Below are 18,905 nucleotides of genomic sequence, written 5' to 3'. Positions count from 1 at the left end.
TGAAGACGCGGTGCCTTTGCGTACTGTTTCGTATAACTCAACCATATGCCGCGGCTCGCGGCATCAATGATAATGAAAATAGTGTTTAAGTTTTTTTGTCCCTTCCCAGGGGCCTTTTTTGTATGTATAACTACCAAAAATAATGGTGTCTATCAGACCGAAGTAAAGACATTCTCAACTATGATCGATGGTATTGAAATGGCAATTAGTTGGCTTCATCAACACGACTGCCACGTTGTCGTGATTGAAAGCACCGGCAAGTACTGGATACCCGTATTTAATCTTATGGAAGACTCTTTCGCTCTTACCCTAGCAAACCCCTACTTTACAAAAACATTTCCGGGCAACAAAACGGATCGCCGGGATGCTAAGTGGCTTGCGGAGCTACACAGGCTGGGTCTGGTTCAACCCGTTTTATTCCCCCAAAACCTATTCGCGAATTACGAGACCTTACTCGATATAGGCATAAGCTGGTCCGGGCACGTTCCGCTGAAAAAAGCAGAATCCATAATATTCTTACGGTCTGCAATCTGATGTTGTCTTCTGTAACCACCGATATTTTCGGAAAATCCGGCATGAACATAATGAAAGCTCTACTTCAGTCACAGCCCCTTGATGAGGATCTCCTCTCCGATCTTGTTATGGGCAAGCTCCGTGAGAAGATCCCTCAACTCCAAGTTGCTCTCAAGGGACAGCTGACTGCAACCCAAGCAGACAAGCTTTCTATTGCTCTGGATAATCTTCGAAACTTTAATGAGAAGATTACCCAAATTGAGAACCTCATTGAAGAAAAATCACGACCTTTTCAAGATTCCATCAAGCTTTTGTGCTCTTGCTTTGCGGTTAAAAAAGTGTCCGCTATGGCCATTCTCTCGGAAATCGGTACAGATATGTCGTGTTTTCCTTCGGCCCAGCACCTATGTTCTTGGGCAGGAGTTTGTCCCCAGAATAATGAAACTGGGGGTAAACGACGTCCGGCAAAAACCAAGAAAGGTAATCGATACCTCAAAGCAACTTTAACTCAGTGTGTAAACACTTTTTCCAGGAGCAAAAAGAAGTCACGTCTAGTGAGCCGGTTTCACTCTCTTAAAATCCGCAGAGGTCATAATAAAGCGGTGATGGCTGTTTGTCGATCTCTTTTAACGGCCATATTCCACATGCTCTTAAATAACGAGCCTTTCAAAGAAGTGTCCGAACCAAACACTACTAATGAAAGGACAAATACTTTTTCAAAGGTCGCCGATGAATTTCTAATTCAGGAATTAGTTAAACGTGGATATAAACTAGAAGCAGCGACTTAGCCTTACCAATGGTAAATGGTCTTATTTGAGCTATGTTTTTTTGGAGTATCCATAGCTCCTTTTTAGTGTTGCCTTTTTTAGGACACAGTGCTTAATGCAAGTATCTTGGGTATTTTCAAACTACGTTTAGGGGGTTAGCGACGTCGAGTTATTACCCAAGATGTATTACTTCGATGTCGCTAACCCCGTGTTATATGCTGTGGCAACTTCTTGAACAATCCCTAACACTTCTTTTCTATTACAGGTGTCCATAATTCACATGTTTTATAACCTTCATTATCATAGTATTCGAAATACAACCCATGTTCTGAATCAGGAATATAACCATTTTTAGGTAGAACATTTTCGAAAAACAGCGTCCAAGCCTGAACAATTGACATATCTTTGGGTACTGAGACTACAGCATAACGTGCAGCTGGTACTTTCTTTATGATTAATGAATCAAGATTTTCACCTTTTGCTCTGATCTCTTTACCAAGCAAATAACAATATCGATGATCTTGAGTGTACCACATGAGTCCATATAAACCGTTATTGCTTTCTAAATTAACCGTATCAAAACTCTTATATCTAAAATTATTCCATAGCTCATTAAGATCTTTTTCACAAGTATCTAGTGATGTCTCAACTACATTACCGCCGATTGTAATTTCATCTCGGTTAACTAACTTAATTTCCATTAACAATTCTCCTTATCAAGCATAGCTTAGCTTTAACCAAAAAAGATGGTTATAAACTTCGAAGCCCACCCCGATATTGCCATTGCATATAACGGTTCGCGTGTTCCCGAAGTCTGGTTACTACTTTCATATTCTCTCAGATTTTGGGGATTCGCTGTTACATGACGTCGGTTAAGACAACCCAGATAATCCATTCAAAAATTTAGTACAGATTAGCTCTCGTTTACAGTAATATCTATTGATGGAAACGTAATTCAGCAATAATTATTCATTTTGGGTTATATTAAGAAAGGAATTAACTGTAAAGGAGGCTAACACAATGAATATTAGTCGCATTCTAAGTGGCTTAAGAAGCGGTCAAAGAATCAAGGATTCGATAGTCCTCGGCTTGATAGGAGGTTTTGCGGGTACTATTGTAATGGACTTGTCAAACTTCTTTCTATGGAGAACTAATAAAACTGAAGGGCTTTACGGACATTTGTCGGGTTCAATGATTATGCGAGGTTTCCGAACCAATCAAACTAAAAACTTTTTACTAGGGCAAATACTTCACACATTCACAGGGGCTATACTTGGCATTCCTTATGTATATTTGTTAAAGAAAACTGGTAAAGACCATCATCTGGTTAAAGGTCTACTTGCTGGTGGCCTGTCGTAGGGAATTCTTTATGACTTTGGTCAAAAAATAGGTCTTTTCTATACAAAAGCTCATCTAACTAAGACTCACTACACAGCTTTGTTTAACAACTTTTTATATGGAATTACAATGGCACATACCGTGTATTCCTTAGCTGATTCCTCAGTATTCCCCGAAACCGAAAGTCGCACCACCGCACAGCCTTATAACCTTAAATCGACAACTTCATATAGTACACCTAAAACAGTAGCTAATTTGACATATGAGCAACACCTTCACCACTAAAATCATACCAAAGCGGGAGTTATGACCCGCTTTTTTTGTAAACTCTTCTATAAAGACTTAGATGTCATGTAACGTCCTGAGAAGTTCCGAAGCGTCATACTACATACATCAACGCTAAGTTTCGTGAATGCCATGTTATCTGCAGTCCGGTTTAGTGGCTGATTTTGATGTCCAAAATGTGTATTGTCCATTACTGGTTAAGTACGATTTTGATGGAGTTTGTTTAGCGACAAGAATAAAATTCAAAATATCTACCGAAGAAGCCATGGCGTTAAATAAGATGAGAAATTTCGCAAATGGGTTTAATAATCCCATCAATCCACCTATCACAGGCAATATCACAGAAATAATAACAAAAGGCGCCAGAGTAATAATAATATATCTATTTTTCGAAATAAGTTCTTCAGAGTAAACAAACCCATAACAAGGGTTGATACCAAAAAATGTTTTTTCAGATTTAATAAAACTTGGAATAAGGGATAAATGAATAAATTCATGAATCAATAGCAATAAGAAAATCCCCACTACGTGAAATAAATTAATTGATATGGAGATTGATGAAGCATTAAGTCCGAACTCTTCAAACGAAATTGATGACACTAAACTAAGAATAAGTAACGTAAAAAGAGAACTTAGCACCATTAACGGGATTGATGCCAAAATTAAGAGGCCAATACTCCTTGGCTCTCGTATCAGTACCCATTGCCTTTCAATCAGTTCCCGATGCCTCATTTCACTAGCGGTTGGAATCTTGTTTCTAATTCTGATTAGAACCGCCTCCTCAAATTCCCTTAAAACAATTATAATACCTTAAACACTAGCCAAACCAGCCTCCATAGAAACGCTTAGGATTGCAGATAACGTTCAGCCATTCCCGAAGCGTCTTATTGCTTTCAAATATACTAAGTTTTGGGAATGGCGTGTTAGACGACGTATTGTCTCCCAAACTTAGACAGTGACCAAGTATAGTATACTAAAATCTTTTACTTTAGCGTATCTGCTTTAAGTCTCGTATGCTAAATCTACATCATGATTATCTTCCAACGTATTATTTGACAAATTGAAATTGCCTTACATATGTAATATTTATAGACAAAAAGCAAACCAAATAATAGTAACCGGGATAAATCTCGGGACATAAAATAGGATAGTAGATTCTAAAGATTGGTGAGTCTAAATAATGATAAGGGATGAACTGCTATATATAAAAATTGGTGAAGTCGGAAGCGTTACTACGACGATTGGTTATATTCTTCTTGTTATCTCTTGTTTACAATCAGAGAGAGTTAAAATATTTAACAGATTAGGAATAAAAGCAAACCCGATTGATCCGGCTAAAATAACTGCACTATCAGCTTGGATACGGGGAGCTGGCATTGGAATATTAGCATTTAACAATGCGTCCCCGGTTTAGGGGCCTTGTATATAAACAGTTATTTATGTCCAAAAAGGAGGATATTCACCCTCAACTGCTTGTTACTATTGGAAGCTGGATATTACTGATTGGGATAATCATAGTTGCTATTGCTTCTCAACAGAAAGCAGAAGAACCTGGGGTAAAAAATATTCTTGGATAACCACTATCACATTGTAATATTTTATTCAGGGCTAACCCTATGAAAAAATGATTGGTTTACTTCAACAATATGTCGTCTAACGTCCCGAGGGTTTGCGACGTCGGCTTACTACATTCATATTCTCTCCGATGTTGAAAACCCTCTGTTCGTATTATAGGTTCATAACCAGTTCAATCTGGGTATGGATCTTTTTTCTTTTGTATTCCTTTATACTTAAGAAAACTGGGTTAGAACGTACACTCTGTTGGGACCTAGATCCCGTCGCATAAACTGTTCAGGCCCTCTTTGACACCTTTACCTTGATTGAGCTGGTTGGGCTTCGAGCCCGTATCACAACGCGAACCTAAGGATTGATGTTTAAAGATGGACCCAGATAAAGAGGAGGTTTTTCATGTTTGATGTTCCAGTCTTGAGTATTGATGTTTCCAAGTCCAAAAGTGTGGCTGCTGTCTTTAAACGTTATCAAGTTTTAGATTCCAAACCCTTTTCGTTCTCTCATTCACCCAACGATTTATCTCTATTAGTCGATCGACTCAGCAAGTTAGAATTGGAGATGGGTCAACGTCCTCATGTGGTTATGGAGGCTACTGGCAACTACTCCAAGCCTATTGCCGCTTTCTTTCAAGATGCTGGGTTCAAGGTGGTCGTTTTAAATCCTCTTCAGACTCACGCTGAGAAAAAGAAATCCGTTCGTAAAGTTAAGACTGACCCGATTGATGCGAATCGTATTGCTCAGGTTTACTACCTGAATCAATTTACCGAGGCCAAACCTCATATGGATTACATCTCGGAGTTGCAGAATCTTTGCCGCCAGTATGATGGGTTCAACACTCTATATATTGAGACTCAACTCCGGTTTCGTTCCGTTTTAGACCTTCTGTTTCCTAAGTTTGAGTCAGTATTTGCTCATTTATGTAGTCCTACTGCTTTGAGAGTCCTTTCTTCTTTTCCTTCTCCCAATGCTATTCTATCGGCTAGTAGGGACCAGATTATTAATTGTCTTAAGCCAGCAAAGATGGCGAAGAGCTGGTACGAGTTGAAAACGGATGCACTGATTTCGGCTGCCAAGGAAAGTCTGCCTTTTAACCGCGCCCAACAGTCAAACTTACGGGTTTTAAGGATGTACATGGATCTCCTCAGATCCCAACAAAGTATTCTGACAGATATACGGGCTCAAATGGTCTACTGGGCAAACTTTTCCCTTGATTACCCTCTCCTTTGTTCAATTCCTGGCGTAGGAGAGGCTACAGCCACCACCATTCTCGCTGAGATTGGTGATATTAAGAGATTCCCGAGTTCTAAACAGTTGGTCGCTTTTGCAGGCATTGACCCCTCTGTCTTCGAATCGGGAAAGTTCAAATCGAGTCATAACAAGATTTCCAAGAGAGGGTCACCTTATCTTAGAAAGGCAATCTATCAAGCCACTGTAGCTGGAATTAGTAATAGAGCCAGTGGCCCTCTAAATATGATCCTTAGAAGTTTTTACCTTCGAAAAATAAACGAAGGCAAGCCTTCTAAAGTCGCAATCATTGCTACTTCTAACAAATTACTTAGGATAATTTTCGGTATTTTAGCTTCTCAGCAGCCATTTTCTGATCCAAAATAACTATTCTATGTGAACTTATGGATACCTTTTATCTACAGACCGTTTTTGTGCTTACTATTTGGTAGGTTAGCTTTGCTATACGCTTCTTTCTGGATAAACTTTTTAAAGAAACTTTTTCTTGACAACAATTAGCTGGTTTCTACGGCGGAAATCACTTGCAACTCTTCTCCAAACATCTACTTTTTCCAATACTCCTCAGGGAATAGTTGCCATATAGTATCGCCATCTTTACTGACACCGCGGATTTGATAATACTCATTGTTTCCGGGAAGATGATGGTAAGCAACAAATCTACGAGATTTCACTTGAATGATAGACAATTGTCTCTTATCCTTTTGTGTTTCATAATCCACGCGAATAATGTTTGGATCTATTACTTCGAGTACTCCAAATTGGCCTCCACCAGATACTATTACTGGGGCGTTAGGTATGTAGGATGATTGCTTCATGGTTGTCTGGTTCCATTTATTGAACCGTAGTTCGTAAATAACCGATTCTAAAATCTTCGTTCCATCAGCAAACTGTCCGTCGAAGATTTCAATTTTTTCATTCCCATCCTGGGTCAATAATCGTAGCACTGGACCCTGATCACTAGTGCCTGTATCTACGTTAAACTGCTGTACCGTATTTATTGATGAAGTATCCGTAACAGAGCAGGCAGTTAAGATAAATAATCCGCCGAACATGATAAGAACTATAATCCGACGTATAGGTTTGTAAATTCCGACCAGTGTTCTAATTTATCCATCCCCCCCAGAACATCCCCTCAACAGACCCCAAATTAATTTCTGTCGCCTAACGCTTGCGGGTTACCGAAGTCTGCATACTACTTTCATATTATCTCAGATTTTGGTAACCCGCTGTTATCAGAAGTCCGTCGGAAATGCCAAGACAAACTACGGAACATTCGTCTCCACCCAGGCAACCGATTGAGTGACCTTTCCACTTCAAATACCTTTAAGATAAAAATGTATCGGTGGTCATGGGAAACTTATACGAAGCTAGTATCAAACCCCGAATAAACAAAACATGCATCTTGCTCAATCAACCCATATACTAAAATGGAACATTCATCTATGCTCTAGTACATTTCGAATTGCCTTCCTTTTCATACAACATAAGATGTGAAGGTGTTCTATTAAAATATTAACGACGCTTGCATATTGCCCAAACAAAACGAAACATGCATTTTTCTCTAAAACCGACCATTCTGTACCATGGAGCCCGACGGCTTGCCCAAATTCGGATTCGAATCCGAATTTGATGACAGACCCATAACGTTAACTATGAAATGTCAAACATCGATCACTGCCTCTCCCTACCCTAAGCTAGGATTTCTGATAACGTCCCGAGAATTGCCGAAGCGTCCCAACCACATGCATCTTTGCAAAGTTTCGGTAATTCTCTGTTATATAAAGTCGCGCGCCCCCAGACTCAGTGGTCGACAGGACGTCGACCCCTAGAAAAATTGATTTCGATAGATAATGGATATTTCGTTTTATTATTGACGCTACTTTTTGGGCTTTACCCTTATTGCAATTAAATTCTTAATATCATCGAGTACAGACTTATCTCTTGCCTCTATCATTAGCCAACGACCGCCACAGGAACAAGACGTTTTCCGGTATAAGTTTTGAACATATGGTGTAAATGTTCCTAGCGCCATTTCTACTTCTTCTTCCTCCTTTGCCCCTACCACTATTAACGCAATAAAATATCCTTCCATTGGATATAGCGTACATAATGATTTACCACTCTTTTGGTATTTTACATTCCAACCCGGCTGCGCAGAACATTTACTATATGACATTTTAGGTTGGACTTGATATCTGAAATCAATATATGATAGTAGTTCAGACCAAAATGGCTCCCCTTGACCAATAAATTCTTTTATTTCTTCATAAGTCGGCTGCTGATTAACGCTGAATAATTCATTCCAGTTCATATAATCAATCTCCTATCCGGCTATCTTTCGAAAATCCAGTTCAACACTTAAAAATTCCTCTTACACACGATAGTTTCCGCGACACGACGTCGCGGCCCTGCGCGCGATTTTATATAACGTTCCGCGTATTCCCGAAGTCTGGTTACTACTTGCATATTCTCTCAGATTTTGGGAATTCACTGTTATCTGACGTTGGTCGGCCCACGAAGCCCAGGCCGCCATGGACGGCGGCCCCCCAGAAAAACGATCTATAACATCAATTCTACTTGTTTTATGGCTTTCTTATCAAGCAGTCCGCCTGTAAGTGCTTTAAAAATGTACGTATCAATTTCTTCTGAGGTATTATGCTTTTTAATTAACACAAGAATATTTAGAATATCAATTAATATTAGCTTTCTCATTGTTGGTTTAATATCCATAATATCAATGGATATAAGTTTATTTGTAACTTTATAATGTAAATCTGTCCTGCAAGAAACTATTTTATCTAATGACTGTATACATTGGCGTACCGTAATTGGCTTTTCATCATTTAAAACTCTTAAATAGTCATCAATTGAATTATCAATTCTGTTTTCTTTGTCCCATTTTACATTAGCAGCAATAAGCATTACTCCAATACTTCTCTGATAGGAATTAGTACTTGTTAGTTTTTCACAAAAAACATTCCAATAAGAATACACATCATCATATTCCTCTGAACGACGTTCTAATAATAGCAATGAATGATATCTCAATTTATCATCTTTTTCATTTAACCATTCCACCAGCTGAGATATGTCTCCTGCCTGTAAGGTTTTACTGAATTCAAGTAAATTCTCTTTCCCTATTGTAAATAGTCTCTCAATAATAATCATACCCTCCATACCTCTTTCAAATAAACATCTACCTCAAAAAATTTCTAATCCTTTATCCCGCACAGGACGTGCGGGCCAATCGACCAATGTCATATAACGTCTCGCATTCCCGCAGCGTCATCAACCATTCATTATAGAAAAGTTGCGGGAATGTATTGTTATCTAACGTTTCCTGCCCCACGAAGCCAAAGCACGCCAAGGACGGCGTGCCCTTGAATGAATTCCATTTTCTATCCTTATGTACTTTACATTTAATAGATTTGCAATTTATCCAATACTATGATGTCATAGTCCAACAAGAATGTAAAATACTCTTGACATTTTATTGCCTTGTGCTAAGATACTAAATGTAAAAAGCTTTTTACATTTCAAAAGGAGAAGTACTATGAAAAAATTGTTACTTAGTATAATGGTCTGTGTAATATTGATTCTGACAGTCGGAAAACTGTTAATAATTTGACGGAGGTAACTCATGAAAAAAATGGATGAAATGGAAATGAACATCAATCTTAAGTCTATCAAATGGGCCTGGTTTTATACGGTATTGTTTTTGTTTGGATGGACGATATATGATTTGATTGTTCATGATACGTTTAATAGTCCTGCTTCCTTCCTACTCGTTACACAAAATTTAATATATCTTGCTATTAATCAGTATTCAAATTGGAAGATGGGAAAAGATGAAAAATAAAATTAGGCAATTACGTAAAGATATGGGATTACGGCAAGAAGATATGGCAATCAGATTAGGGGTTACTCGACAAACAATAAATGCTATAGAAAATGAAAAATATAACCCCACGCTTGAACTCGCAATGAAAGTTGCGAAACTACTAGAAAACCCTGTTGAGGAAATCTTTGAGCTTGAGGATTAGAACACAAATTTTACGTATAGCCTTCAAAAAAAATCCTTTATCCCGCCATGGATCTGGATGGTGGGATTTGCAGGAAATGTCAGATAACGTTCCCGCCATTCCCGCAGCGTCATATTACATTCATCTATTCTAAGTTGCGGGACTTCGCTGTTATGAGACGTCGGCAAAGATTACCCAGACAAATCCATACTTTCTATGTATTCAAGTACCCCTAGAACTTCTTGTTATTACTCAAATATTTTGTTCTTTCCTTTAAATTTAGAGAAAGAAATGTAGTCATTTGAGAAATAACGATTTCAATCCAAAGTCCAAGGTTCGTAAGGCTACTGAGTAAAAACGCCCTTAATCACCCACAAGAATAAGGCTAACAAAGGCAAAATAAGAATATAAGATAACCAATTCACCTTCAGTCGAATAGCAAGAGATGCTCCCGCTAGGGTAAGGGGAATAATTGAACCCAAATATCTAGAAAATGATGTCATAGTTGTCATTGATATATGCAAAGCAAATGGTGCCGATAAAATTGCACCGATTAATATAGGACTCGCCCGCTTGGCAATAACACCAATTACTGAAACAATTAGCGTAATTATAATTGCAGGCGGTCCATAGAAAAATATGTACCAAGAAAACATGAGAAACTCCTTCCACTCTCGCCAAAAGTCTTAAGCTTTTCGCTAGTTATTCCTGCTCAAAAATCAAAGCCCAGATGTCTCATAACGTTTCAGGTATTCCCGACGCACCATACCGCATTACCGCATCCATCATAGCAAAGTGTCGGGAATACCGTGTTATGAGACGTCGGCAAAAACCAGCATCCAAAACGCCCTTTTTTCGGGCTCGGCTAACAAATTAGTCTTTGATTTCAACTAGGGATTCTGCTACTTTTTCAAAATCTTCTTTTTTAAATGGTTTTGCTGAACTTATTGAAACATTTATACCGTTTAATTTTAGAAATAATTTTTCTTGCCCCTGCACCGTCACCCATGTGGCAGTTCCAATAGTTAGTTTGACATCATGCTTCTCCTCAGTTTCATAACTAGACATTAAATCTTTGATAGATTCTCGAATTGAAAAATGAGGATATATAATCGCAAGGGCATCCGGTTCCTCTCTTACTTCCATTATATATTCCGTTGATATACCTCTTAAGGGAATAAATGGATTCTCAATCCCATAGGAAGCTGCTGTATTTATTATTTGTTCTATATCCTTTTTGGTACAACGCATCTCATTAACGTATTTCTCTGAAATTATATTTTCAACAAGCGGATTTAAGTTAACAGTATTTGTTACTTTAACTGGATTTGTATTATCATCCGTTTTTTGTGCTTGTTTAGAACATCCAGCCGAAATCGCAAGAAGTATAATTAGGAGCGCAATTATATAGGTTAATGATTTTCTCATCAATTAACACCTCCCTAATAACTTTTCAGTCGGCATAAGAATTATGCTTTTATCCTTAAGAGACCCAGATGTCTCATAACGTTCCGAGGGTTTGCGACGTCGGGTTAATACATTCATATCCTCTCCGATGTTGCAAATCCTCTGTTATCTGTAGTGCCGGCAAATCTTTGCTTACATGACTTAGAAATATATCTGGTATAGATCTCGTTCCTACAACAATCGACCTTATGAGTAACGAGAAATTAAATATCATGAGTTTATTCGGATGGTCTGACATTAAACTATTTTCGCTTCATTCAAACCATGTTTCCCATAAACCTTGTTCTTTTCGAATATGAACAATTTGTCCTATGTGATGTGCATTGTGAATAGCTAAGTGGGCTAATGAGGTCCACCAAGATTCATCTCTATCTGGGTGAGTCCGACTATCCAACTTCGCATCATCGCACTTAATTATTGCTTCTTCCCACTGGACAAATAGGTTATCTAATCTCTGGTACAAATCATCCCAACGCTCTACAATTTCACCGGGATCTTTAACAAACGTCTCAACGTTGGATATTTTAAGAGGCGGTAAACTACTATCCTTAAACCGTTGTAAGTAGCGCTCATTCCAGAATACAAGGTGATGAACTATACCAAAGATTGAATTTGTAGACTGCCCAACATTTTTGGCAGCCTGTTCTGCAGTTAGTCCTCGAAGAGCAACGCTCAACGGAGCAAACCATCCATCCTGATCGCGGCAAGACCTCAACTGTGTAAGTATAATATCTTTGCGAGTTGACACTGTATTTTCCTCCCAACTATTCAGTAATCATAAAGAAAGAATACACCCAAAACATAGACCTAGGCATTACAGATAACGTCCCGTGAATTCCCGAAGTCTGGTTATTACTTGCATATTCTATCAGATTTTGGCAATTCACTGTTAGGCGATGGACCATGCCCCCAGATTCAGAGACGACCATGGAGGGTCGTCCCTTGAACTTTCCTCAACAACTGTATTTATGCACAAAATAAGAATGATGTACCCTAACTTCAACTACGAATTATCTATATATCTCAAAGATAAATTGGAATTTATCCTTATGCCACTAAAGGAAACTCACTGTATAATAGAATGGCTGTGAATATAAAATTCTTCCTGGCTTGGCCGGTATTTTTTCTCCAAGCGTTCTAAACCCTCATCAAAGCGCCCGGCTTCTTGTTCGTCTATCTCAAATACAGGACTTTGATAGTAAACCCATTTCCTTCCGTCCAAGACATCCGGTTTGAGTTCTTTTACCATCATTGCCGCCGGATATGTCCCATTCTCAAGAGAGACATTGTACTTATTACAGCTCTTAAAACCACGGCTTACATAATTACCCGGGTTTCCAAATATTACAATCACATCATAACCAAGTGCGACCGCCTGTTCAAAGGAATACTCCATTAGCTTTTTTCCATACCCCTTTCTCTGATATTCCGGCAAAATGCAAACCGGACCGAAAGTAAGAATGTCTTTTTCTTCCCCGGATTCATCAATTAGTTTTGTTCTCGTATACATGATATTCCCGATGATTTGATTATCAACTTCAATCACAAAATCCAGCTCCGGCAGAAAATCTTTGTGGGATCGCATAACATGAACCAAATAATGTTCCACGCACCCCGGGATATATAAATTCCAAAAAGCTTTCCTTGTGATTTCTTCCACTTTCTCACAATCTGTTTCTTCTTCATTCCTAATCTTAATCATTTTGTTCATTTACAAGCCTCCCATAATTTACCCAAGACCAATTTTTTGTGCTTTTCATTATGGCTATCCGCTCAATAAATTCCTGTTTATCTGTACTTCATAACATCCTACGCATGTGCAACAATCTAATCATTTATTCGTCATTTTCCAATCCGCGCATGGATGCGCGGTTCCCTGCATGGTCTTTCGCCTAACGATTGGGCGTTCCCGAAGCGTCTTTACACATTCATCTCGACAAAGTTTCGGGGAACGCCTTGTTACGACCACGGATGGGCGTCCCTTAAACCTTTCCCCACAACTGTATTCATACACAGAATAAGAATAATGCGATTTAGCTTCCATTATGCTCATAATATACATAGAAAATGAAATCTACTCTTTTGGTTCGATTTGAGACTCAAATGTTTTGATTCGTGCCTCTAATTCTTCAATTTTTATCTCTTGATGTATAAAGACCGTGGTTAGAATGGTAATAATGAGTGCTACAAAAACAATGATTGCCCAAAAGTTCTCAAAAATAAGTGCTCCGCCAAAGAAAAGAAATATATAGCACAGTATAAGGCTTATTACAAATGTTCCAAGAAAATTTTTCATTCCCTATTTCTCCCTTGTTTCTACAGAATCTTTGTTTTGCATTTTCCTTAAAATGCTCATTAATTAAAAACTCTATCAACAAGTTTTCTAATACGTGCATGGATGCGCGACCTCCTGCATGGTCTGTCGCCTAACGTCCCGCGTATTCCCGAAGTCTGGTTACTACATTCATGTTTTCTCAGATTTTGGGAATACGCTGTTCTACGACGTATCGTGCCCCCAGACTCAGACAGCACCATGGTATGGTGCTCTGCCTTAAACATCACCCGAAAAGCCTCTAATGCGCATACTAAGAATGATGCGAAATAACTCACTCCTCATTATGCTCATACTATGTATTTAGACTTTAACATTGAAAACAGTGTCAGGTCTACAACACCTTTACCTTTCCAAACATGCCCTTGTCTGATAACGCCTTCTTCTACAAAATTATTTCTTCTTAAAACATTTAAAGACTTGGTATTTTCGGGCATAACAAATGCTTGGATTCGATTTATGCCAATATCGTGAAAAAGGTAATCTGTTATTGCTTTGACTGTTTTCGTAGCAATTCCTTTACCCCAAAAGCGGTCGTTCAGCCGGTAGCCAATGGTTATCATATTCACATCACTATCATAATCAAACATTTCCGCTACACCGACAATAAAATTGGGGTTGTCATTCAGTGTAATTCCAAGGAGAATCCATTTTTTCTTGTTAAAATCCCGTTCAAAGTGCCCAATCATATTGGCAACTGCGTCCTTATTCTTTTTGAGCATGGAAGGAGAATGCACAAAAAGCTTTTCGTTGCTGTATATCTCAAAAAGGCTGTCACTATCTGATGGAATAATTCTCCTCAATGTAATCTCATTCGTTGTAATATGTGGAAACTGGTCATATGGATTTTTACTCACTTAATTGGCCTCCTACGTATTATATGAATAGCACTAAATCACCGCGCCAGCGGTTTAGTGCTATTCTACTACTGCGAAGTAATACAACAATGGAGTTGTCAAGTTCTTTTCGTCCGCGCCAAGGATGGCGCGCCCTTTGCACGATATGTCGTAGAACGTCCCGCGTATTCCCGAAGTCTGGTTACTACTTTCATATCCTTCAGATTTTGGGAATACGCTGTTATACGAAGTAGTATTGTGTTACCTGAGACTAATCGTTTAACTAAAATCTAATACTTATTTAATGGAGCTTTATTTTTTATACTTAACCACATGAGCAAAAAATGTACTGTAATTATTCTCTTGTCCATTTTGCACAAGAAAAAGCTGTTCTTTTAATTCTTCAAAATGGAGTAACTGTAAAAGATATTTTAAATACTGTTTTCTATGTGTGAATATCTCGACCCCTTCAGGTGACCTTTCAGAATAGTACATATCATTTGTTTTGCTATAGTCTGTCTTTCTATCGTAATGTTCAGCCTTTACTGTGAATGAAAATAATCCACCCGGTTTAATAATCCGAGAAACATCTCTAAAAATTGGTTGTAGATCACCAATAAAATGAAAAACACCGCAAGAAATAATATGTTGAAATAATGAATTTGAATATGGTAAAGGCAAATCATTCAGATTGTATTGTTTTAGTTCTTTAGCAATGTTCTTTGTTTTACAGATATGTAACATTTCAACTGAACCATCAATTCCATAAATCTCTAATCCAGCTTTAGCAAATAATGCTGAACTTAATCCTGTACCTATTCCGATATCCAACAATTTAGAATCGGGAGAAATATACTCAAAACACATACCAAAGAGTATTTCAGGGCCGTACCAGCCATATTCTCGAGCCTGCTCATCATATGAATATGCACTTTGAGCATGTGATTGAACACTTCCTTGGTCATTTTTCATAACAATCTCCTCGTTAATTAACGATTTAATCTTATTTTAACCTTCAAACTATGGAAAGCTAATGACTATTTCTATTTCGTATAACGTCCCGAGAATTCCCGATGCGTCATTCCGTATTCATCTTCGCAAAGTGTCGGGAATTCTCTGTTATATGAAGTGCTGGCAGCCCGAAAGAATTTCTCCTATACCCTGAACAAATTCTGGTTTTCCACCATTGGCAGGGTGTCTTATCACACTGCAGTCAATATTTAATCTATTTAAAGATGCCTTCGCCTTTTTTCCTATAGCAACCACTTTTTCAATTCCGAACATTTCTATAATCTGTTTTAGAAATACCTGCCCGAATTCTAATTCTTCTCTCGAAGGAGTCCGATTCTTCGTAGGATTTCCATTCTCATGAGGATGAAAAGGAAATGCATTCCACATTAATGGAACGAAATTATGGTTATTTAACGTTTCCCAGATTACGGTTGCAGTTTGTTCCTTTTTTAATCCATTTACCTCTGTTGTTTTCCGATATCTCTGATTTTTCCCAAAAACAGAGTTATTCTTGATAAGGATATACTCACTTGTAAAAGGAACTCCTGTCAATCGACAACCATGATAGCCAGGTGCTTCTCCAACTAGAAGAACTTCTGGTTTCAACTGACTCATTTGACTAAAATATAGTCTTAAATTATCCCTACGCACTTCATTGTCAGATACTTCATACGAATATTGATTGAACACATCAGTTAACCGTTCTACAGAAGCCAACTGTTTTATAAACTTTATAATTTCTTTTTCCATTAACCCCACTTTCCTTCCCCATTGCCAGTATTTCATATAACTTGCGAAGTCTGGTTATTACTTTCATCTTCTCTCAGAGTTTGCAAATTCACTGTTAGACGAAGCCGCCCGTTCCCTAAAAACTAAAAACAGATATCGTACTCCATTCTCTTGGCAGTTGTCCGAGCGATCTCTTCTCCTAGAAGTTTTAGAATCATAAAAAAGGACATATTAATTCCAGCTGAGATCCCGCCAGCTGTAATTATTGAACCCTCGTCAACGTACTTAACGCCTCGTTCCACTTCAACCTTTTCGAATTCCCGCTCTAACCTATCAATATCCATCCAATGAGTTGTGGCTTTTTTACCGTCTAACAAACCCGCTTTAGCTAGCAAGAATGCGCCAGTGCATACAGATGTCATTAATGTAACCTTATTCATTTGGTCTTTTATCCATCCAACAACATCATCATTATGAATTTCAATCTCTTCTGCACCGTATCCACCAGGGATAACCAAGATGTCGAAGTTAGGATTATCCGCAAAGCAATAATCCGGTACAACTTTAAGTCCATTGCGTGCTCGGACTGTTTCTTTTGTTTGAGCAACAGTTTTAACTTCAAATGGTTTAACGTTGGATTCTGGGTAATTCGTAATGGAAAATACCTCGAATGGTCCTGCAAAGTCTAATACTTCAACCTCATTAAATAGTAATATTCCTATCTTCCACTGTCTCATCGCTTTTCTCCTTCTATTAAAAACTGCATGCAAGGCAATATGAATAAGTAGTTCTGAACAAGCATTTTACAACTTCAAGTAATTTGTGCTTGATTGTATTATTTGTAATTCACTATTTGAAAATATTCCATAAGGGTGCAAAAAGATGTGTATAATTTTAAACTTATGACTCATATTGAAATGTAACAATTTTACAATATATACACCTGTAAGCTACTAATTTCTTTAACTTAAATGACATTTCAATTCCAACTAATGTTTCATCCCCTATAGTAAAGTATTTGGGGTTATTGTTATCTGCCCATTTTATTCGCCGATCCGAATAAATATAACCATTTTCCATTTTTATTCCACATATAGGGCAGCTTGCATTGTCTAATTTTCTTATTTTCTCCATCTTTGCTTCTCCTCTATTAAGGATATTGATGTTAAGTCCGGATTATTTGCTATTGTACATAATGCTACTAACACGAAAGAAAACCCCTAATTCGTTTTCCGTGCCATGGACGGCAGCCCCTTGACTATTTCTGCTTTATTTGCAAATTCCTAATTCCTAAAATCTCCTCAAGATCTTCCTTTTCTTCAGTAACAAAATAGCTTTCTGATTCATGGGATGTATTAACGAGCCAAAGATTATTCCCTTTAATAAAGGATAAATCTTCCGGAAGATCAGGTTGCACCCATGAGTGTAAAGAATTCGAAACCTCTTTTAATATTTTCTTTGCATGGTTATCAGTTTTGAAATAATTCACTATGGCAGATTCTCCACCACCTAACATGGTTCCTGGCCATTCAAACTGTTCACTGATTTCAATAAGCGAATTAGATAAACTACTCAAGACTAATTTAGCTTGAGAAGATAAAGAAAGGTCTTTTCTCACAACTAATATAAACTCATCACAATACTTAAAGGCCTTATCAATTACATCTCGATAAACTTCATCTCTGGGGTCAGAGGTAATAAGCAACATATACAATCCTCCATCAAACATTCAACCTCATAAGCTAGCCTTCTGCGGTTCCGGCCATGGATGGCCGGTCTTTTGCCATCTTTCAGATAACGGTTAGGTGTTCCCGTAGCGTCATACTACTTTCATATTGGCTAAGTTACGGTAACACCTGGTTATCTGAAGGCCAGATGCCCCCATATTCAGAGCTGCTACGGATGGCAGCGCTTAAAAACAGTCATCACTTCTGTAATATAGCAAATAACCTATTGCTTTTATCCTCTGAATACGTGGAAAAATCAAAATCACCAAAAACATTAACATTGGTAAATTTTGTTTTTAAAACACATTTTTCAAATCTTGCTTTAGTAAGCAAACTTAGAGTCATTGAGTTAAGTGAATGGATGAATGAATCCTTTGTTTTTTTCACGTCTAATATGTTAAATACTACTCGATCATCAAAATACTCAATGATATGGTAGATTGCTTCGTCATGGTTTGTTCTTGCCGGTATTAATTTTGGTCTACTTCTTGCAAGTACATCTGATATTCCTGAAAACATTACAACTATTCCGTTCTCCTCTAACCTTTCATACATTGAATCTAATGCTCTAATAATATCCTCATCTTCCAACATATGATTTAATGCACTTGAAACGCAAAGAATCATATCAAACTTTCTTTCCCATGTTTCTGATAGTTTACAATAATCTTCGATCCTAAGTTCAATATTTGTACCTCTTAGGTTATTCTTGCAAATATCAATCATTTCTGGAGAAATATCAGACCCATAACACTTCACTCCAAGATTATTAATCATATATAAATGCCAGCCTAAACCACAAGCACAATCTAAGCAGGTTTTTACATTATACTTTTCAATGATTTGAGAAAAGAAATCCCTTTGAAGAAATATTTCTTCTTTCGGATTAAGCGCCTCATAATCTTGAGCAAAATTTTTGTAATCATCCATTTTTATCACCTCAAAATATCTCAAAATGATTTCCCTGCCCACCAGGAAGGTGGGCATATCCGCATCTGGCTTTCAGATAACGTCCCGCGTATTCCCGAAGTCTGGTTATTTCATTCATATTATCTCAGATT

At 37.8% G+C, this 18,905-nt stretch carries 25 protein-coding genes; 8 read left to right on the top strand and 17 right to left on the bottom strand.

The window, feature by feature from the left end:
• Positions 1-45 precede the first annotated feature (45 nt).
• Together DESOR_RS27365 and DESOR_RS27360 are read left to right on the top strand one after the other, a co-directional pair.
• On the top strand, positions 46-534 hold the full coding sequence (locus DESOR_RS27365) for an IS110 family transposase (RefSeq protein ID WP_081468491.1): 489 nt from the start codon (positions 46-48) through the stop codon (positions 532-534).
• Positions 417-1,301, top strand: coding sequence for an IS110 family RNA-guided transposase (locus DESOR_RS27360; RefSeq protein ID WP_242832527.1), 885 nt, complete (start codon positions 417-419; stop codon positions 1,299-1,301). Before DESOR_RS27365 ends, DESOR_RS27360 begins: the two co-directional genes overlap by 118 nt.
• A 221-nt stretch (positions 1,302-1,522) precedes the next feature.
• Here DESOR_RS27360 and DESOR_RS10940 read toward each other — a convergent pair whose 3' ends face one another.
• The gene (locus DESOR_RS10940; protein WP_014184662.1) at positions 1,523-1,981 is read right to left on the bottom strand and encodes a GyrI-like domain-containing protein; all 459 of its coding nucleotides are present in this window, start codon (positions 1,979-1,981) and stop codon (positions 1,523-1,525) included.
• Positions 1,982-2,300: 319 nt separating this feature from the next.
• Here DESOR_RS10940 and DESOR_RS10935 point away from each other — a divergent pair, with 319 nt between their 5' ends.
• Entirely contained in the window at positions 2,301-2,639 is a 339-nt protein-coding gene (locus tag DESOR_RS10935; RefSeq protein ID WP_014184661.1) for a hypothetical protein, read from the top strand.
• A 399-nt stretch (positions 2,640-3,038) separates the two neighbouring features.
• Here the strand turns inward: DESOR_RS10935 and DESOR_RS10930 are convergent, their stop codons facing one another.
• Positions 3,039-3,503: a DUF3267 domain-containing protein gene (locus tag DESOR_RS10930; protein WP_202946177.1), complete on the bottom strand. Its 465-nt coding sequence runs from the start codon at positions 3,501-3,503 to the stop codon at positions 3,039-3,041.
• Positions 3,504-4,083: 580 nt separating this feature from the next.
• On the opposite strand from DESOR_RS10930, the gene DESOR_RS10925 reads away from it, so the two are divergent.
• The 3 genes from DESOR_RS10925 (at position 4,084) to DESOR_RS10920 (ending at position 6,086) form a co-directional block, all read left to right on the top strand.
• Positions 4,084-4,317, top strand: a complete 234-nt coding sequence (locus tag DESOR_RS10925; protein ID WP_014184659.1) for a hypothetical protein — start codon at positions 4,084-4,086, stop codon at positions 4,315-4,317.
• A gap of 25 nt (positions 4,318-4,342) precedes the next feature.
• Complete coding sequence (locus DESOR_RS29340) at positions 4,343-4,480, top strand: hypothetical protein (protein ID WP_158309028.1); 138 nt, start codon at positions 4,343-4,345, stop codon at positions 4,478-4,480.
• A 391-nt stretch (positions 4,481-4,871) separates the two neighbouring features.
• Positions 4,872-6,086 carry an IS110 family RNA-guided transposase gene (locus tag DESOR_RS10920; RefSeq protein ID WP_014183027.1) on the top strand — a complete coding sequence of 405 codons (1,215 nt, stop codon included), beginning with the start codon at positions 4,872-4,874 and terminating at the stop codon, positions 6,084-6,086.
• Between the two features lie 176 nt (positions 6,087-6,262).
• Here the strand turns inward: DESOR_RS10920 and DESOR_RS10915 are convergent, their stop codons facing one another.
• The 3 genes from DESOR_RS10915 to DESOR_RS10905 all read right to left on the bottom strand — a co-directional run bounded on the left by DESOR_RS10915 (position 6,263) and on the right by DESOR_RS10905 (position 8,888).
• A complete protein-coding gene (locus DESOR_RS10915) occupies positions 6,263-6,772 on the bottom strand; it encodes a hypothetical protein (RefSeq protein WP_014184658.1) in 510 nt (169 codons plus the stop codon).
• Between the two features lie 824 nt (positions 6,773-7,596).
• On the bottom strand, positions 7,597-8,031 hold the full coding sequence (locus DESOR_RS10910; protein ID WP_014184657.1) for a DUF3788 domain-containing protein: 435 nt from the start codon (positions 8,029-8,031) through the stop codon (positions 7,597-7,599).
• Between the two features lie 248 nt (positions 8,032-8,279).
• Entirely contained in the window at positions 8,280-8,888 is a 609-nt protein-coding gene (locus DESOR_RS10905; protein WP_014184655.1) for a hypothetical protein, read from the bottom strand.
• Between the two features lie 472 nt (positions 8,889-9,360).
• On the opposite strand from DESOR_RS10905, the gene DESOR_RS10900 reads away from it, so the two are divergent.
• On the top strand, positions 9,361-9,579 hold the full coding sequence (locus tag DESOR_RS10900; RefSeq protein WP_014184654.1) for a hypothetical protein: 219 nt from the start codon (positions 9,361-9,363) through the stop codon (positions 9,577-9,579).
• Positions 9,569-9,763: a helix-turn-helix transcriptional regulator gene (locus DESOR_RS10895; RefSeq protein WP_014184653.1), complete on the top strand. Its 195-nt coding sequence runs from the start codon at positions 9,569-9,571 to the stop codon at positions 9,761-9,763. Before DESOR_RS10900 ends, DESOR_RS10895 begins: the two co-directional genes overlap by 11 nt.
• A gap of 323 nt (positions 9,764-10,086) precedes the next feature.
• Here the strand turns inward: DESOR_RS10895 and DESOR_RS10890 are convergent, their stop codons facing one another.
• From DESOR_RS10890 to DESOR_RS10835, 12 genes are all read right to left on the bottom strand, one after another.
• The gene (locus DESOR_RS10890) at positions 10,087-10,398 is read right to left on the bottom strand and encodes a hypothetical protein (protein ID WP_014184652.1); all 312 of its coding nucleotides are present in this window, start codon (positions 10,396-10,398) and stop codon (positions 10,087-10,089) included.
• 217 nt (positions 10,399-10,615) lie between these two features.
• A complete protein-coding gene (locus DESOR_RS10885) occupies positions 10,616-11,170 on the bottom strand; it encodes a hypothetical protein (protein ID WP_014184651.1) in 555 nt (184 codons plus the stop codon).
• A 292-nt stretch (positions 11,171-11,462) separates the two neighbouring features.
• The gene (locus DESOR_RS10880; protein ID WP_014184649.1) at positions 11,463-11,957 is read right to left on the bottom strand and encodes a DinB family protein; all 495 of its coding nucleotides are present in this window, start codon (positions 11,955-11,957) and stop codon (positions 11,463-11,465) included.
• A gap of 318 nt (positions 11,958-12,275) precedes the next feature.
• Complete coding sequence (locus DESOR_RS10875) at positions 12,276-12,920, bottom strand: GNAT family N-acetyltransferase (RefSeq protein ID WP_014184648.1); 645 nt, start codon at positions 12,918-12,920, stop codon at positions 12,276-12,278.
• Between the two features lie 363 nt (positions 12,921-13,283).
• Positions 13,284-13,505 (bottom strand): hypothetical protein, encoded by a 222-nt coding sequence (locus DESOR_RS10870; protein WP_014184647.1) that lies wholly within the window; start codon positions 13,503-13,505, stop codon positions 13,284-13,286.
• Positions 13,506-13,831: 326 nt separating this feature from the next.
• The gene (locus DESOR_RS10865; RefSeq protein WP_014184646.1) at positions 13,832-14,398 is read right to left on the bottom strand and encodes a GNAT family N-acetyltransferase; all 567 of its coding nucleotides are present in this window, start codon (positions 14,396-14,398) and stop codon (positions 13,832-13,834) included.
• Positions 14,399-14,689: 291 nt separating this feature from the next.
• Positions 14,690-15,349, bottom strand: a complete 660-nt coding sequence (locus DESOR_RS10860) for a class I SAM-dependent DNA methyltransferase (protein ID WP_014184645.1) — start codon at positions 15,347-15,349, stop codon at positions 14,690-14,692.
• Positions 15,350-15,496: 147 nt separating this feature from the next.
• A complete protein-coding gene (locus DESOR_RS10855; RefSeq protein WP_014184644.1) occupies positions 15,497-16,138 on the bottom strand; it encodes a uracil-DNA glycosylase in 642 nt (213 codons plus the stop codon).
• A gap of 122 nt (positions 16,139-16,260) precedes the next feature.
• Positions 16,261-16,854, bottom strand: a complete 594-nt coding sequence (locus DESOR_RS10850) for a DJ-1/PfpI family protein (RefSeq protein WP_014184643.1) — start codon at positions 16,852-16,854, stop codon at positions 16,261-16,263.
• Positions 16,855-17,017: 163 nt separating this feature from the next.
• Entirely contained in the window at positions 17,018-17,251 is a 234-nt protein-coding gene (locus DESOR_RS10845; protein WP_014184642.1) for a PF20097 family protein, read from the bottom strand.
• A 124-nt stretch (positions 17,252-17,375) separates the two neighbouring features.
• The gene (locus tag DESOR_RS10840) at positions 17,376-17,846 is read right to left on the bottom strand and encodes a stage III sporulation protein AH (RefSeq protein ID WP_242832489.1); all 471 of its coding nucleotides are present in this window, start codon (positions 17,844-17,846) and stop codon (positions 17,376-17,378) included.
• A gap of 196 nt (positions 17,847-18,042) precedes the next feature.
• Positions 18,043-18,774, bottom strand: coding sequence for a class I SAM-dependent methyltransferase (locus DESOR_RS10835; protein WP_014184640.1), 732 nt, complete (start codon positions 18,772-18,774; stop codon positions 18,043-18,045).
• Between the last annotated feature and the right edge of the window lie 131 nt (positions 18,775-18,905).

Origin of the sequence: Desulfosporosinus orientis DSM 765, from assembly GCF_000235605.1 — a bacterium.
GTDB classification, from domain to species: Bacteria; Bacillota; Desulfitobacteriia; order Desulfitobacteriales; family Desulfitobacteriaceae; genus Desulfosporosinus; species Desulfosporosinus orientis.
The sequence above is the reverse complement of the archived record's forward strand: the minus strand, read 5'-3'. Positions and strand labels throughout refer to the sequence as shown.